Consider the following 16,082-nt stretch of genomic DNA (forward strand, 5'->3'; position numbering starts at 1 on the left):
ACATTATTTTCCTCCTAAATTGTTATTTATGGGCATCTCTCCATCTCCAACTAAGTCCAATCCCGAATACCGTCGTCGAGAAAATGACTGGCGGTTATTTTTACGCTTAGTTCCCTATGGTCGTCGTCATGGCAAACTATTAGCAGTATCCATGTTCATGCTTGTTCCTATTGCTGTTGCTAGTGCTATCAAACCCCTATTAGTAGGACAGGCAATTTCTTTAATTCGCAAAGAACCAAGTACATATCAATTTCTGCAAAATATGCCTTTATGGCAAGGCTTAAATATCCTGATTGGAATGTTGCTTATTGCAACTACCTTGCGCTTAGTATTAACAGGTGTCCAAGGTTATTTAGTTCAGAAACTAGGGCAAAAAATTACGGCGGCTATTCGTGAGGATTTATTTACTCATGTGACATCTTTAGCTGTGCGGTTTTTTGATCAGACACCTGTAGGTAAATTGATTACTAGACTAACGAGTGATGTCGAAAGTTTAGGAGATGTTTTTTCCACTGGGGCTGTAGGCATTGTCTCTGATTTACTATCTATGGTAGTAATTGTGGGATTGATGTTTTCAATTCAATGGCAACTTGCTTCTTTGTTGATATTCATCCTCTTGCCAGTAACTTGGTTGATAATTTATTTTCAACAGCAGTATCGAAGGGCTAATTATAAAACCAGGGAAGAACTTTCTACACTCAATTCTCAACTTCAAGAAAATATTGTCGGTATTAATATAGTTCAATTATTTCGCCGCGAAAAATTTAATGTTGAGTTATTTCGATCTGCTAACCAACGTTATATTAAGGAAGTAGATATTAGCATTTGGTATGATTCCGCAGTTTCTGCAACCTTAGAATGGATTGGTTTAATTGCCGTTGCTGGGGTACTATGTTTAGGTGGTTGGTTATTATTAAATCAACAAATCTCTTTTGGGATTTTATCAGCATTTATTTTATATGCCCAACAATTTTTTGAACCATTGCGGAATTTTGCGGAAAAGTTTACGGTGATTCAATCTGGTTTTACGGCTATTGAACGGGTAGTTGATATTTTAGATGAACCTATCGAAATTAAAGATTACTCTCAGCCTCGAAGTTTAAATGTAGATTTTGAATTTGGCTATATTAATGAGATAGCTTCTAAGTTAGAATCTCAAGATTTTACACCCGTTCCGGCTTTGGGAGAAATTAAGTTTGAAAATGTTTCCTTTGCTTATAAAGATGATGATTACGTTATTAAGAATTTAGACTTTACCATTCACCCAGGGGAAAAGGTGGCTTTAGTTGGTCCAACTGGTGCCGGGAAAAGTTCGATTATTCGCCTGTTATGTCGTCTTTATGAACCAACCCAAGGGCGCATTCTGATTGATGGTGTGGATATCCGCGAGATTCCCCAGGTGGAACTAAGACGTTATATGACGGTGATTTTACAAGAGGCGTTTTTATTCGCTGGTGATGTCAAAAGTAATATTACTTTGGGTGACAATTACAGTTTTGCAGAAATTCAACAAGCAGCAGAAAAAACAAATGTGGCGACGTTTATTAACCAATTACCTCAAGGTTATGATACTCAGTTACGAGAACGAGCAACTAATCTTTCTAGTGGACAAAAACAACTTTTAGCCTTTGCGAGGGCGGCTATTCGTAATCCACAAATTTTGGTTTTAGATGAAGCTACAGCGAGTTTAGATGTGGGAACGGAGGCTTTAGTTCAAGAAGCTTTAAATCAGTTGTTAATCCAACGAACTTCAATTATTATTGCTCACCGTCTCTCGACGATTCGGAATGTAGACCGGATTTTTGTGTTGAAACGGGGGGAATTAATTGAACAGGGAAGTCATGAAGAATTATTACAACAACAAGGATTTTATGCGACTTTGCACAATTTACAAATGTTAGGAGCTTAATCAAAGGTGTGCTATACTCAACACGGCTTAAATTATTTGATTCTGCGGGTAGGGGTTTAGCATTGCTCATTAGTGTCAACTTAGGCTAGGGATACTTAGGCAATCTCAGTACAAGTAGCTTATTTGTTTGGCTAAAGAAACCCGCCGGGAACTTAAGTTCCCGGCTGAAAGCTCAAGTGCGTTAAAACGCACTCTGGTTAACTCAAAATCAAAAATTATCCTATTGACGCGAAGATAGTCGGTTTTAACCGACTTTAGCTTTTAGACAGGGAATTTATTCCCTGGCTTGAAGAGACATCAATTTACGTTAAGTTGACACCAAAGAGCAAGTCCTAATTAAAAATTCCTGAATTATTTTAATCTATTTCTGTTGCTATTTTGTCCCCACGTTCAAGTTCCCAGAGAATTTGATTACCTTCACGTCTTACTCGTGAAACTATCCAATTTCGCCAACGCCATTCATCACCTCGGCTGGTAACGGCGCTGGAGTGAACACCCATTAAGTCTGCTAATTCTGAACTGGTAATTAGGTAGCCTTTTTCGGCAATTTCGTCTGCAATCCGTAAGGTTTCCACCAAGTTGCGAAGTTGTAAAACCCTGATTTCAGTGGGTTGTTCGTTGGTTGTAGTCGCAGTTGGTGTTGTAGATGGTTCCATAGTGCTTGTATCTGATGCAGACGGACTGCTTTCTAGTGTGTTTTTATTAGTTATTGTAGAGTTTATTGGATCATTAGGTACTTTTACTACGCTTATTTCCCCAATTTTAGGTAAAGTTTCGTGAAGAAAGTCGGCTAATGACTGTTTGAGGTGGGGGATTTTGTGATTTGCGAAAGAACGGGCAATGACATCACAGCGTTCATTGCCAACATTACCAGAATGTCCGCGAACGTGTTCCCATTGTACCAGTCGGCTATTGAGTTGATCCAGAATTTCTAGGAGGTCTTGGTTTTGGACGGGATTCCCATCTGCTTTTTTCCAGCCGTTCTTTTTCCAGCCTTTTACCCATTTTGTCACACAATCAATTAGATATTTACTATCTGTGTACAGGGTAATAGGTTCAGTTTGTCGAGATGATTTGAAAAATTCCAAGGCGGCGATCGCAGCTTGCATTTCCATTTTATTATTAGTGGTGTGCTGGGATGAATCACCCATTTCGTGAACTGAACCATCACTAAAATAGACAACTGTACCCCAACCACCAGGTCCAGGATTGCCTGTGCAAGCACCATCTGTGTATATACTTTGAATCAGACGTTGAGTAGACATAGTGCAAGTATCAAACTGTAAATATCATCAAGAAAGTCATTACTGACGAATTTTAGTCAATAATCTTCAGACTATCATAGTTAATAATCATGGTTCTATTCCTCCCATAACTGAATCATACTGGTGCATTATTTTCAGTGCATTTATATCATATATAAAACCCCACCGTTCATAAAAAGGAATCATTTCTGGTAAACAGAAAAGAGCAATATCTTCTACTGCTTTTAATTGGGTATGATTAACGACTTCATCTAATAATTTAGCACCAAATCCCATTTTTCTATAACTAGGTTTAACAATCACATCATAAAGAACTCCCCGATAAACAAAATCAGTCAAAACACGACAAAAAGCAATTAGTTCTTTTTCCTCATTTATTAAAGCAATAATAATATCAGATGCAGTCAACATTTTGGTAACACCTTGATATGTCCGATTTTTACTCCAAAATTCATGTTTGTATAATTCCACAAGTTCAAAGATTTGAGTTTCATTTAATTGGTTAACAACTTGGTAATTCATTTTTTAAACTTTATTGTGCATAGTTTTGATCTAATGTGGATTTTATCTCTTGTAGGGTGCGTCAGACCCAATGATTTGGTAAAAAACAGATTTCCTCTATCTGACGCACCTTACTAAATATGTAATGTGGATTTTATGTTATGAGGTACAAGAACCCCACCCCCAACCCCCTCCCCGCAAGCGATGAGGGGGCTATGATATACTCAATATATAATAATTTTTAACCCCTCTGGTAAACCTCTCCCCGCACCTCTCCCTAACCCTCTCCTAAGAGGAGAGGGAAAAGGAATAATATTTAATACTGGAGAGACTTTGAACTTGTTCTTTGTATGATAAAAAAGTCCAGCTTCTAGCCGTTTTGAGTATAATGATAAGTTAAAATGCCCCTCTCCGTGTCGGAGAGGGGTTGGGGTGAGGTTCAATCACTCCTACGTCGTCACGCTACGCTATCGAATTTACGTTAAAAATACGTAGGGTGTGTTAGCGACAGCGTAACGCACCAAATCCTTGATAATGGTGCATTACTAATTTCATCCTATCGTTATCCGTCAATTCGTTTGTTGGCAAGAAGTAATCGGCCTTCTGACTGATGACTATGGAAGGGTTTATGAATAATCTGATTGAGTAAAGATACCGATTGTTTAACTGAGAAGTAAGATGAGAAAACGCGGCTATTCTCGCAGGTTTCAACAACACTTACTAAGAACCAGTCTTGCAGATTATTGTTAAATATCTGATGATCGTATTGCTGACTCACAGGCAGAAAAGGCTCATTTACCCTAATTAATCTACCAGAATTGATATTGGTAATTAATTTTTCCAGTATTTCCACACTAACTTGTCTTTTCCCTAACTCTGTCGCTACTCTAGCCAAACTACAATATCTAGTCAACGAAGCTTGAGCTTTAACAGCTTGCTGAATACATTTAAAGGAATGTTCTAAAGCCGCAAACTTTTCTCCTGGAGAAAGGCTCACTGTTTTTGCTAAAAAGAAATAATTAAGCCCTTCTAAGTAAACTTCACTGTCAGCATTGGAAACCGTTGTATATTCTTGCCACTGATTGAGAAAAGGAGTTGCATAACCTAAAGTGGCTATTGCTTCTAACCAGTAGGATGGTTGTGGAAGTAGAGGCTTTTCTTTAACTTGTGTAACTAGCAAACCACATTCAGCTAATTGTTGCGATCGCTCTGGCTTACAAGCAAACAAGTTTAATTGGTAGCCATCTACTGGTTGATTCACATCAAAAGGAACTAAACAACCTATGCTAGAAACTAAGTAGTAAGTCTCATAACCTAGATTTTGAAATAGCTTAATTAGTCGCATATTAATATGTTTGCCATGCTTGAGTTCAAACATAATTAATGGCGATTGCTCAAAGAAGAATCTTTTACCACCTGCGAGAATCTTGGCTTCTTCTCCTTCTGCGTCTAACTTAATAAAGTCAATCTTCTGCCATTTACGCAGTGCCAATTCTTGATCCAAGTTCAGCAGTTGAATAATTTCTTGTTGTTGGGATAAATTATCAGGCTGTAGAGAATTTAGTTCACTATTTGTTGATAGAAATAAAGTTGCTTCACCCTCACAATCTGATAAGCCGGCATTAACTATCTCTACATTCGTGAAACCATTAGCTTCTACACCTTTTCGCAATAAGGAAACAACTGAACTAGCAGGTTCATAAGCCGTAATTTTACCTTCTCCTTGGAGTAACTTAGCCATAGTTAAGGTATAGACTCCATGATTAGCACCAATATCTAGGATTTCCATCCCTGGTGTAATCAGTTTGCGAATAAACTCCATTTCTGACTCAAACCAATCACCCTGTTCTAGCAAAACATAAGTTGTCAAGCTGTTGATATCATTCTTAACACATACTTTAATTCCACCCTCAATCTCCACTAGGCATTCATGAGGATCAGCATCAGTGAATTTAAAGTATTTACGCTCTTCAGAATTGTTAGCATTTTCCTGAAAAATGGGAATGGTTTTATTAGCAGGTCGAGAACGATACTGTTGTAAAAAACCTTTGAAAGTTTCTCGTATTTCACTATCTTCAGGTGCTAATAACAACGCACAGCGATAATATTTTTCAGCCTCTGCAATTAATTCCTGTTCTTCTAACAATTTACCTAGAGCTTGATAAGTGGCAGCAGAACCGCGATTAATGGTAAGAGATTGCAAATAAGATGGAATCGCATTTTCTACATCATCTAAGGATTGATAAGCTAAACCTAAATGATAATATCCCTGGGCATCATCAGGATGATTTTCGATATATTGCTGATAGTAATTAATAGCATCAGCGGGTTCTAATTCAACCGGAATAGAAACATGATTAGGGAGATTTTCGCTGTTAGATCCTGTGGTTTTTTCAATATAAATCTGCCACATTTGGCGATAAGCTGCTTCTAAAGTGCTGGCGATGTTTTTCACATCCAACAAAGGAGAGTGCAGCATTCGTTCGCGCATAGTTGAACGTAAAGATTGGAGGTAATCTGGATTTTGGGCTAATGCGATCGCTTTTTGAACATATTCTGCGGCACTATGGGCAATACAATCATCTAAACCAACACTATGGAGAATACTGGCACTCATCCGCTCCATTTTCCGAGTCCCTGCGAGAGTTAATGTCGGTACTCCCATCCACAGGGCTTCACAAGTCGTAGTACATCCCGTATAGGGAATACTATCCAAATGTAGATCAACCTGATTATAAAGATTCAGATGGTCTTCATCAGTAGCAAATCCACCATATAAGAAGATGCGTTTAGGATCAATACCCTGTTCCACAAAAGGTGTTTGAATTTTTTCAGTAATTAAGGGACTGAATACATCAGAACTAGCGCATTTTAATACCAAGCGAGAATTAGGTACTGCTTTGAGAATTTCAATCCACAGTGCAAAAGTTTCTGGTGTGAGTTTGCGTAAATTATTGAAAGATGAAAAAGTAAAAATTCCCGTTTTTTTGCTAGGAAGTTCAGTAATTTCCGGGGCATTTTCCAGAGGTTCATAACCTACATAGCAACGGGGTAAACGCCATATAGTTTCGCTGGTTTTTTCCTCTGTATCATCGGGATGAAGAACCTGATCAGTAATCCAGTAGTCAATTGTAGGTAAACCTGTAGTAGCAAAATAGCCTAAATATGTAGTTTGAATCGGCGCTGGTTTCATTCCCAAGACCATCATCCGGTTGTTTGCTGTATGCCCTGCCAAATCAACGATAATATCTATGCGGTCTGCTTGAATTAATTTAGCTACTTCTAAATCTGAAAGACCTACAGTAGAACGCCAAGCATCGCAGATATCTATAATTTCTTCTGTAATTGCATCTGGTTCTTTGACTTCCCCATAACAGAAAACCTCAACCTGGGTGCGGTCATGGTGTTGAAAAAGGGGTTTAATAAATGAACTTACCGAATGTCTGCGAAAATCAGGGGAAATATAGCCAATGCGTAAACGACGGTGTGGAGTTTTATCCTGAGAGTGGGTGGTGAGGGTTGGTAGCCATTGACTAACTACTTGTTGTTGATACCACAGTTGAGCAGAATCTAATATTTCTTGAGGTGTAAAACTGACAAGAGAAGATAAATTAAACAGAAAACAAGAATGTAGTTTAGGATTATTAGGATTAATTTTCAGGGCTTCATTTAACAGACTAATACACTCTGATAATTTTCCTTGTTCACCGGCAATAAATCCCAAAAGTTCATAAGTTTCGCTATGGTTAGGATTTAATTGCAATATTTTTTGGAAGCATTCTTGGGCTAAATCTGCTTGTCCATTTTTATAGTAAACATAACCTAAATTCTTTAAGGAATCAATGTAATTTGCATTAATCTTTAAAGACCGACGATAGGAAGTGATTGCTTCTGGATAGCGATTTTGATTTTGTAAAACACAACCTAAATTATAGTGAGCCAAAACACAATCTGGATCTAGCTCAATCACCAATTTAAAATAGATTTTGGCTTGTTCCCATTGTCGTTCACGCACCAACATTGCCCCAGTGTCGTTTATTTCTTCTGGGAGATTAAGCAATAATTCTAGGTCAGTTTCTCCTAACAAATTTTGAATGAAATCTGCACTTTCTCCTTGTTGCCAAAGTAAAGCTAAATTGAATTTTGCTCCCTGATGCTTTGGATCTAGATGCAAGACTTGAGAAAATTGTTCTATGGCTTGAGTAAATTGCTTTTGACGTTTAAAAATCAATCCTAAGCGATAGTAAGCCTTGGTATAATTATCATTAATGGTGATAGCATGATTATAATGAACAATAGCTTTTTCCCAATCATCCTCTTGTTCATAAACAAAGCCCAAATTATAATGAGATTTGGCTAACTGAGGTTGGATATTCAGAGCGCGTAAATACCATTTTTCTGCTAATTGTAAGTTATTTTGTAAAGTTAGGGCTGTTCCTAGTAAATGGCAAACTTCCGCCGCTTCATGTAACCGCCCCATTGCAGTTAAAATGGTGATCAGATATTGATCAATGGATTCGTAAAATTGTTCCCGTACTTCGGTCTTTATCTGGCTAAATTTACCAATAATTTTATCAATTTGGATTAGCAGTGGTTCTAATTGAATTGCTGCTAAATGTTGTTCTAATCTTTCGGATATACTAAACTCATCTTCGTCATTAAATTGTAGGAGTAATGGTTTGAGCAAAGTTTCAATAATTAAGCATTGCTCAGAACTGAGAATTTCTGTCCATTGTCCCAGAAATGTTGAATAGCGTAATAAAACTTTACATATTGAAATAAACTTAGCCTATAAGTGCTATTTTTCATCTTATCCAAATAAGTTTTCTAAACCAATGAACATAACTTATTTCCTGACACATATAGGACTGAAGATAACGGAGTTTATCTAATAAAGTTTTGCCAAATTCTTGCGGTATTTCTATTAGTTGCAATATCAAATAAGCGATTAAACAGCACATTATCTGAATTCTAATTCCATTCTCATTCTTTGTCATAAGTCTGTCTAACTTGAGGTGCATTTTTAAGAATTTCCATAACAATTCAATTTGCCATCTTTGTATGTAAATTTCCATAATCTCTTGATTACTAACTTGCTCTTCTCCTTCATTTAATAAGTTTGTTGCTAAACGAAATTCACTCTTAGTTTCTATATCACAAAATGCTACTACTCTAATTTCCACTTCTCTTTCATCTTTGCCAACTTTACAATTACCATTTTCTAGCATTTCTAAAGTGACATTATTTTTAATTCTTAAGACAAAAGCTTTATTTTTTTGTTGTTTTAATTCAGATATTCTTTCGGAGGATGCAAATCCTCTATCCATTATCCCTACTCCTTTTGACGGAATTGCTTCTACTGTTTCTTGTCCATATTTATGGTCATGTCCTTGCCCAAAATGAATCACCATTCCACCAACTTCTGATGTCAAACTATCTAACCCACAAAATAGTTTTACTTGATGATATCCTTGACTCCATAATAATTTACTTGTTAATGTAATAATTGTTGAATCTATAGGAAATAATGCTTGGGTTTCTTCCTTTCCTTTTTTCTTTCTCAGTTGATTGTTTAATTCAGTTATTATCTCCAAAAATACTTGAGTATCTCTCTTTTTACTTGCCTTGGAAAAATTTGATATTTTTAAATCTATCCCTTGATTATTTAGTCTTTGAAATAAATCTCTCATACTCACTATACTTTTATCCATGACATACTGTAACCACACTGATACAAATGAAAATGTGTCCAGAACTGGATAATCTTTTTTGGGCAATGGTTTCAATATTGTTTTGACCACTTCTGGGAAATTCTTTAAGCGCATAATTTGATAATTCTTTATCTAGATTTTTTTAGATTGTATCAAATTATGGTACTTTTTTTTAATCTTTTCCTAACATTCAACACTTCTGCCATTGTCCTACCGTTTCAGGTGATGGTAACTGATACTGCTTTAATAACAAATCAATTTTCGATTCGGTAAATTCAATATTTAAATATGTTGCTAACTTAGAAATTTCTGAATGTGGTTCTGAAATTAATTTTTCTCTACGAATTAATAAAGTTTGATGGCTATCAGAAAACCACTTTTCTTGGTATTGTTGCCAAAGGTTGATAAAAGTAGATTCAAAGGTTACTTTCTGTTTTAAAGAAGCGAGAACAGCAGCTAAAATTTCACGAGGATCTTGATGCAAGTAAATACCCTTAGCTTCACCTTGCTGAATTTTTTCTAAAGCTAATTTTGAGGGAATCTGATATTGAATTAGTGTTACAGATGAGGATGGTTGTAAAAGCTGAAAATAAGCATCTATTTCCGAGGCAGTATTGCAAATAGTTCCTTGAATATTGCTTTTATCTATTTGAGTTAGTAAGCTCTGGCAAAGGTTGTAACCCAGACTTCTCAAATCTTTAGCTGTTCCACCACAAAAAATAATCATAAAACCCTTCACATCCTGATAATTTATGCAAAAACTTGTAAAAAATAATCCTCAGAGAAATCTAAATAAAAATAGCCCTTTAATTTTTGTAAGAGGTTGTTTTAAAAATTTCTGTCTGTAACTTTAAGCTCTTATTAATCCCCCTATCCCCCCTTAACAATGGCTACGGTGTACACACAAGTTATCGAATTTAACTAAGCTTTCAACGAACCGCCTCCTCACTCCTAATTCTAGGAAAGAATTTCAGAGTCCCCCAAACTTGGGGGATTTAGGGGGCGAAATAGGCACAAAACGAAGACAGATAGGACTTGTGTGTACACCTTAGCTTAACAAGGGGGGAACTAGAATCAAAGTCCCCCTTTTTAAGGGGGATTTAGGGGGATCTAAAAGTTCTGGAAACAAAACTAAGGATTTTTCAAACATCTCTAAGACAGAAATTTTACTTATTATTGGGCAGGCTTTTTTGCCCACCCCACAAAATTGTATAAGTTATCAAAACGCAATTAATCTAGAGCCGCAGAACCACCACTTTGCCAAGATTTAACAATACCGATAATGTCACCAAAGCGATGATCATTAATAGCAGTATCAATGGCGCGAGCGATCGCAGCTTGAATAGTATTATCTGGATAATTGACAGTTCCAACATTCATATTTCCCTTGATAATTGCCACCTGACTGGGATCATTACCTACAGAACCATAGATAACTTTTATTGTCAGATTACCGTTAGGGCTACAGCGGAAACCGCTGTTATAAGGTACATCTTAGCCCCCTCATCGCTTGCGGGGAGGGGGTTGGGGGTGGGGTTCTTGTACCTCATAACATCGGGAAATGCTGTAATAGAACCTTGGGGAAATACAACTTCCGAGACAAAACTGTTAATTGTCTTTTACGCTTACCGGATACTCTTGTAAAATAAACTTATCCCCCAGTTGTTGAAGCCAGGGGGATAAAGTCTGGAGCATAGGGCATGAATTTTTTAGCCTATGTCCCATCAAGGTGGTTGACGATTCCTTCTATTTCCTTTAATGAGTAGGAATCGCCGACTTTTTCTAACTAGTCCAACCCACCACTTTGAAAGGATTTAACGATCATCTGTATCCGAAAAATCTCTTGATTTCAGGCTTTTCAACCTTTGGAGAGGGAGCAATTTTTTCAGAGGATGAAAGAAAAATTTTGTGAGTCAAACATCCCGATAAATTCCCATGATAGAGATTAATGCTGTTAGTTTTACTGGCAAGTAAGAACCTATCTATGTGTATCACTTTATGAGTAATTCCGATACTTGTCAAGCAGTAAAAAACTTTTAAATATCTAACTTTTGATAGATGCCAGACTTTTTTTGTATCCCACATTCAGCATGAGTAAATATACTCAAAATATTTTTCCCAGCAGGTTATTTTGTCAAAAAAAGAATTTCATAAAAAAGCTAAAACCCAGTCATAATAACCACTTCATGCTTTTTGCTATTTATGGAGGTATTCAATAAATTTAATCTCAAACCAACTGATTTATTGACATTATTCTCAATAAGCTTGATTCTAGCTTTAGATAGATCTGCGATGGCTACGCCGCGCCGAAGGCATCGCCCTAATATAGAATTGCGTATAATTGTCTAAAAGCCTTATTATCATTGGGTTATGGATAATTCCGAAAAATCAAAAAACACCTGCGGAATGTGGGTTGTATACTCAATATCATGTTTTTTCTGTTTCAGCAGTTTTATCAATGTTGGGGACAGTAAACAGTTTATCTTTGCTTAAGATTTGGTTTGCTAGTTCCTGGGATTATATCCATTCAAAAACTAGCATTCTCCTAATGACCACAGAGGTTAAAACCGCTCGTGTCGCTTCCCTCTCAGCGCTGAAGCTGCTGAGTTTCCCACTTACCGCGAGGTCTTATGAAGAAAGAAGATATTTTCTGGAGTGGAGGACTGCTGGTAACTTTGTCCGTGTCGGTACTATTTTCCGCCAAAGTCCTAGCAACTGAACAAGAAAAAGCAGATGATTTTTTTAGCGTCAATACCAATAATCAGGATATTCAACCCGAAAAACACCTAGAATCTACAGAGGTAGGTGTTCAGTCCAAAAATTTAACTCCTTCTGCTACAGAAATAATTAATATTATTTCTTTTTCACCAAAGCAAAAGTTAAATGATACAGAAATCAGTCTCAATCAATATTCTGCATATCAGTTACCAGAAAATATCCTCTACACAACCTCTAGTTGTGAGGAAAATAGGCTGGAGGATTCTGCACCAATACTCGTCACTACGAACAATATCCCCAGTGTAGAGGAAGATTTGAACCGACACACCTTTGGCTGTGAATATAGTGCTAATAAGACTTATTATAATACTCTAGATCAAGATTTAAATATAAATAATACTAATAGCTTTCATTTATATAAACCTAATTACAATACTACTCTTAGTGGCGAGACATTAATCGCACAGGAAACAAGCAATCAGCAGCAAGCGCAATTAACTCCAGTTGAGCCAAATCTACCTGTATTTCCCAAGGAAGTACCTTCTTTAGCGATTCCAGATGATAAACCAGAAACGAAACCAGAGGAGAAACCAGGATTAACTCCTTCTACCCCAGAGATAACTACTATTACTCCTTTCTCACCACAGCAAAAGTTAAATGATACAGAAATCAGTCTCAATCAATCTTCTGCATATCAGTTACCAGAAAATATCTTCTACACAACCTCTAGTTGTGAGGAAAATAGGCTGGGAAAGACGGAAGATTTGAAGCGACACATCTTTGGCTGTGAATATAGTGCTAATAGGACTTATTATAATACTCCAGATCAAGATTTAAATATAAATAATACTAACAGCTTTCATTTATATAAACCTAATTACAATACTACTCTTAGTGGTGAGACATTAATCGCACAGGAAACAAGCAATCAGCAGCAAGCGCAATTAACTCCAGTTGAGCCAAATCTACCTGTATTTCCCAAGGAAGTACCTTCTTTACCGATTCCAGATGATAAACCAGAAACGAAACCAGAGGAGAAACCAGCATTAGCGCCAGAACAAAATAAACAAGTCCTGAGAATTTTAATGCGTAGCTTGTTAGAAAACAGCGCATCAAGATATCCGTTTTTTGTGAACACAAGTGATAAATTAATTATTAATCCTCGTAATTTTCAACCCTCAAAATTTACTTTCTATTCAAATTTCGGTTTTGACCTAGATAACTTTCAACCAAGTAATGCGTTTCAAAAAGAGCAATTTAGTGATCCCCTCATTAAATCAGCTAATATTTCTATTTATCCCAATGACGAACAATTCTATTGGGTATTAGATGGTAATCGTGTGGTTATTGAAACCCAGGGAAACCATCTAAATTTTAGTTATCAGGGCAATAGTTATCAACAAAAATTGAGACAATTTGCTCAAATTTCTACAGCTTTTTTCGGTGTACAAACAGTATTTGCTTTTCCTACTGCCCTTACAGATTCAGTAGGAAACAATAAATTAAATGACTTAAATTTTACTATCGCGACGGCAGAAATCGTCCTACCTCCGGGAGTTCAGCTACCTGATAATGCCAGTTTTAATCTGAATATTACTGGCTCTGATGGTAGTTTGTTCCAAAAACTTATTCCCCTAGCTAACGCACCCAAAGCAACTACAGACCAATTACTAGGAGGAGGTGCTTTATCTGGTAATTTAGATGCTAGGAATGCACCTAAATTTTTCCAAGGCTTTCCAACTGTCAATTTACAACCTTTATTAAATAATGGTGTTAAGTTAGAAGCTGGTAGTATTATTCCCCGTGAAAATCTCCTTGCTGCTGGACTGACATTAGGTGATTTTTTTACTAACCAGGGATATTCATTCAAAGCTCCAATTACGTCTCTACCTGGGATCAAAACTTTACAAGTTAATCAAATAAATAATAATGATCTTTTTGAAGTCCTTAGCAATCCCTTTTTAACGAAAGAACAAAGAGATTTTCATTATCTTAATTCCTTGAGTTGGTCTAACCTTGGACAACAAAGTCCTGAAGTTACCACTTCTTCGATATTAGCTCCTCAAAATCAAGCTTGGTATAGATATACTTTGAGTTGGTCACATAACCGCACATTACTACAATATGACCCAGAAAAAATTAGATTAAATTATTTAAATGTTTTTGCTAATCCTGGCTTATCTGTAACTACAGCCCAATGGCAAGATACTGATTTAAATCAGACTACAAATGCTAGTCTAGGATTAATATTGGGTAGTGCTTTTAGTGTTATTAATCCGGGTAATTTGAATGCAAGTATTAATGAAGCAAAAGAACAGTTTAATACCGTAAAAACTTTAGCGACGTTGAAGACAAAAGCCACATCTCAACAACGCAGACAAATGAATGAAAGGTTAAATAATACCCTAAGTTATAGTAATACTAATAGTAGCCTTGCCCAAGTTTCTGGAAGTTATACTTTTTCAGGAAATATTACTTCAGATAGTTCCTTATTATTACAACTAAGAACAGGTATTTATCAAAGAAGTGTCCAATTTATTGAGCAAATAATACAACCTTGGACTGATGAAACTCCTGTTGTCATAGATTCGGTTTCTCTTGATGACTTGGGTCCAATGTTTTCTCTTAACGGGTGACAAGGCGGCTAAAGAGCTTGTTTCATAAGGGATAGAGCCTGAAAGCCCCGTTGAAAAAAGAGGCGTTTATGAGGCTTGAGATTGATTAAATTCAGAGCTAAATCAGCCCATAATTCCATACCATAAATCCATAGTTGTCCGTAGAGAGCAAAGCTAAAATCACTTTGACGTGGGTACTTGTCCTGATGTTGTTGAATACGTCCGGCATAAGTCTCTATACCTAATTTTTTCATCCGTTGACCGTGCATAGTGGCTAAACTATAAGCAATGACAATCAATAATACTAAAGCTAAAAAGCGAGTTTCATTTACTTTAGTATCCTCTAAATTATAACCACCAGTTTTACAATCCTTAAAGAATTGCTCAATTCCCCATCGACATCTATAGAGGCATAAAGTTTGTTGGAGAGTTGGTAGATTCGTCAAGATATACCAAGGTTCTTTTGGTCCAGAGTTCCGATATTTTCTCTTCCAATAAACAGCGATATTAAATAAGCCTAATTCATCCCCTTTACCACATTTAACTTTTTCATAAAATCTCGACATTCCTGGCTTAAATCCTTGATTTTTAAGAACTTGATATTCTTGTTCAGGTTTTTCTTGAAAATAAAGGTTTTTCTTCTGGCGTAAAGCGAAGTAAACTCCTTGCTCATCAAGCCATTTAGCCAGTTTTGGACTATGAAATTCTCTGTCTGCTAACACCACAATTCGACATTTTTTTAACAACTTTATTGCTGTCTTTATTAATCTTTTCTGTGTTTGTAAATTACTATTTCCGACATGATTTAATGTTTCCCAATATAGTGGTAGGGCATGAGTACCCCATACCAATGTCACCATAAATATATTTCGCCCCTTCCACTGTGTTCTATCCAGTGCTACCATCCAATAACCATATTTTTGATACTGTTTTTTATGAAAATAACGGCGCTGTTCTCGATTCAGTTGTTTTGGTGTTAACGATTGTCTAATCCAATATTTTATCAATGGAAACCATAATAATTTTACGCAGAGTTTACCTATTCCTAAAAATCTTTGTAGATTACGTTTCCTGCTTTCATATTTAATTGGTTGGGGAAACAAGCTGGCCAATTTTGACAGTTTTACTTGGCGATGAGCCTGTATTAATAACAACAATATCTCTAGTGTCAAATACTGCTGTTCACTCAAATGCTTTCGGAAAATTGTTTGATATGATTGTGGTAACATTTTTTGCTTCGGGGGCTTCTTTGTCCCTATTTTTTTACTCCCTTATTTTCTCAAATTATTGCCACATCTCATCTTCAACCGCCTTGTCACCCGTTAAGATATTTGTCATACTTTGCTAAATATTTTCTGCATAA

9 protein-coding genes are annotated in these 16,082 nt (G+C 36.4%); 2 read left to right on the plus strand and 7 right to left on the minus strand.

Annotated features, from left to right (window positions below):
- Positions 1-28 precede the first annotated feature (28 nt).
- Positions 29-1,909 carry an ABC transporter ATP-binding protein gene (locus tag AA650_RS00375; protein WP_053537523.1) on the plus strand — a complete coding sequence of 627 codons (1,881 nt, stop codon included), beginning with the start codon at positions 29-31 and terminating at the stop codon, positions 1,907-1,909.
- 356 nt (positions 1,910-2,265) lie between these two features.
- On the opposite strand, the gene rnhA is transcribed toward AA650_RS00375, so the two are convergent.
- The 6 genes from rnhA to AA650_RS27425 form a co-directional block, all read right to left on the minus strand.
- The gene (gene rnhA, locus AA650_RS00380; protein WP_053537524.1) at positions 2,266-3,174 is read right to left on the minus strand and encodes a ribonuclease HI; all 909 of its coding nucleotides are present in this window, start codon (positions 3,172-3,174) and stop codon (positions 2,266-2,268) included.
- Positions 3,175-3,261: 87 nt separating this feature from the next.
- Positions 3,262-3,696 (minus strand): GNAT family N-acetyltransferase, encoded by a 435-nt coding sequence (locus tag AA650_RS00385; protein WP_053537525.1) that lies wholly within the window; start codon positions 3,694-3,696, stop codon positions 3,262-3,264.
- A gap of 541 nt (positions 3,697-4,237) precedes the next feature.
- Complete coding sequence (locus AA650_RS00390) at positions 4,238-8,362, minus strand: FkbM family methyltransferase (protein ID WP_053537526.1); 4,125 nt, start codon at positions 8,360-8,362, stop codon at positions 4,238-4,240.
- 118 nt (positions 8,363-8,480) lie between these two features.
- A complete protein-coding gene (locus tag AA650_RS00395; protein ID WP_053537527.1) occupies positions 8,481-9,500 on the minus strand; it encodes a transposase in 1,020 nt (339 codons plus the stop codon).
- 76 nt (positions 9,501-9,576) lie between these two features.
- Complete coding sequence (locus AA650_RS00400) at positions 9,577-10,113, minus strand: sulfotransferase domain-containing protein (RefSeq protein WP_053537528.1); 537 nt, start codon at positions 10,111-10,113, stop codon at positions 9,577-9,579.
- A gap of 503 nt (positions 10,114-10,616) precedes the next feature.
- Positions 10,617-10,766 (minus strand): hypothetical protein, encoded by a 150-nt coding sequence (locus tag AA650_RS27425; RefSeq protein WP_168644775.1) that lies wholly within the window; start codon positions 10,764-10,766, stop codon positions 10,617-10,619.
- Positions 10,767-12,016: 1,250 nt separating this feature from the next.
- Between AA650_RS27425 and AA650_RS00405 the strand changes: the two genes are divergently transcribed.
- On the plus strand, positions 12,017-14,740 hold the full coding sequence (locus AA650_RS00405; protein ID WP_053537529.1) for a hypothetical protein: 2,724 nt from the start codon (positions 12,017-12,019) through the stop codon (positions 14,738-14,740).
- 8 nt (positions 14,741-14,748) lie between these two features.
- On the opposite strand, the gene AA650_RS00410 is transcribed toward AA650_RS00405, so the two are convergent.
- Positions 14,749-15,948: an IS4 family transposase gene (locus AA650_RS00410; RefSeq protein ID WP_053537530.1), complete on the minus strand. Its 1,200-nt coding sequence runs from the start codon at positions 15,946-15,948 to the stop codon at positions 14,749-14,751.
- Between the last annotated feature and the right edge of the window lie 134 nt (positions 15,949-16,082).

This window comes from Anabaena sp. WA102 (assembly GCF_001277295.1).
In the GTDB taxonomy this organism is placed as follows: Bacteria; Cyanobacteriota; Cyanobacteriia; order Cyanobacteriales; family Nostocaceae; genus Dolichospermum; species Dolichospermum heterosporum.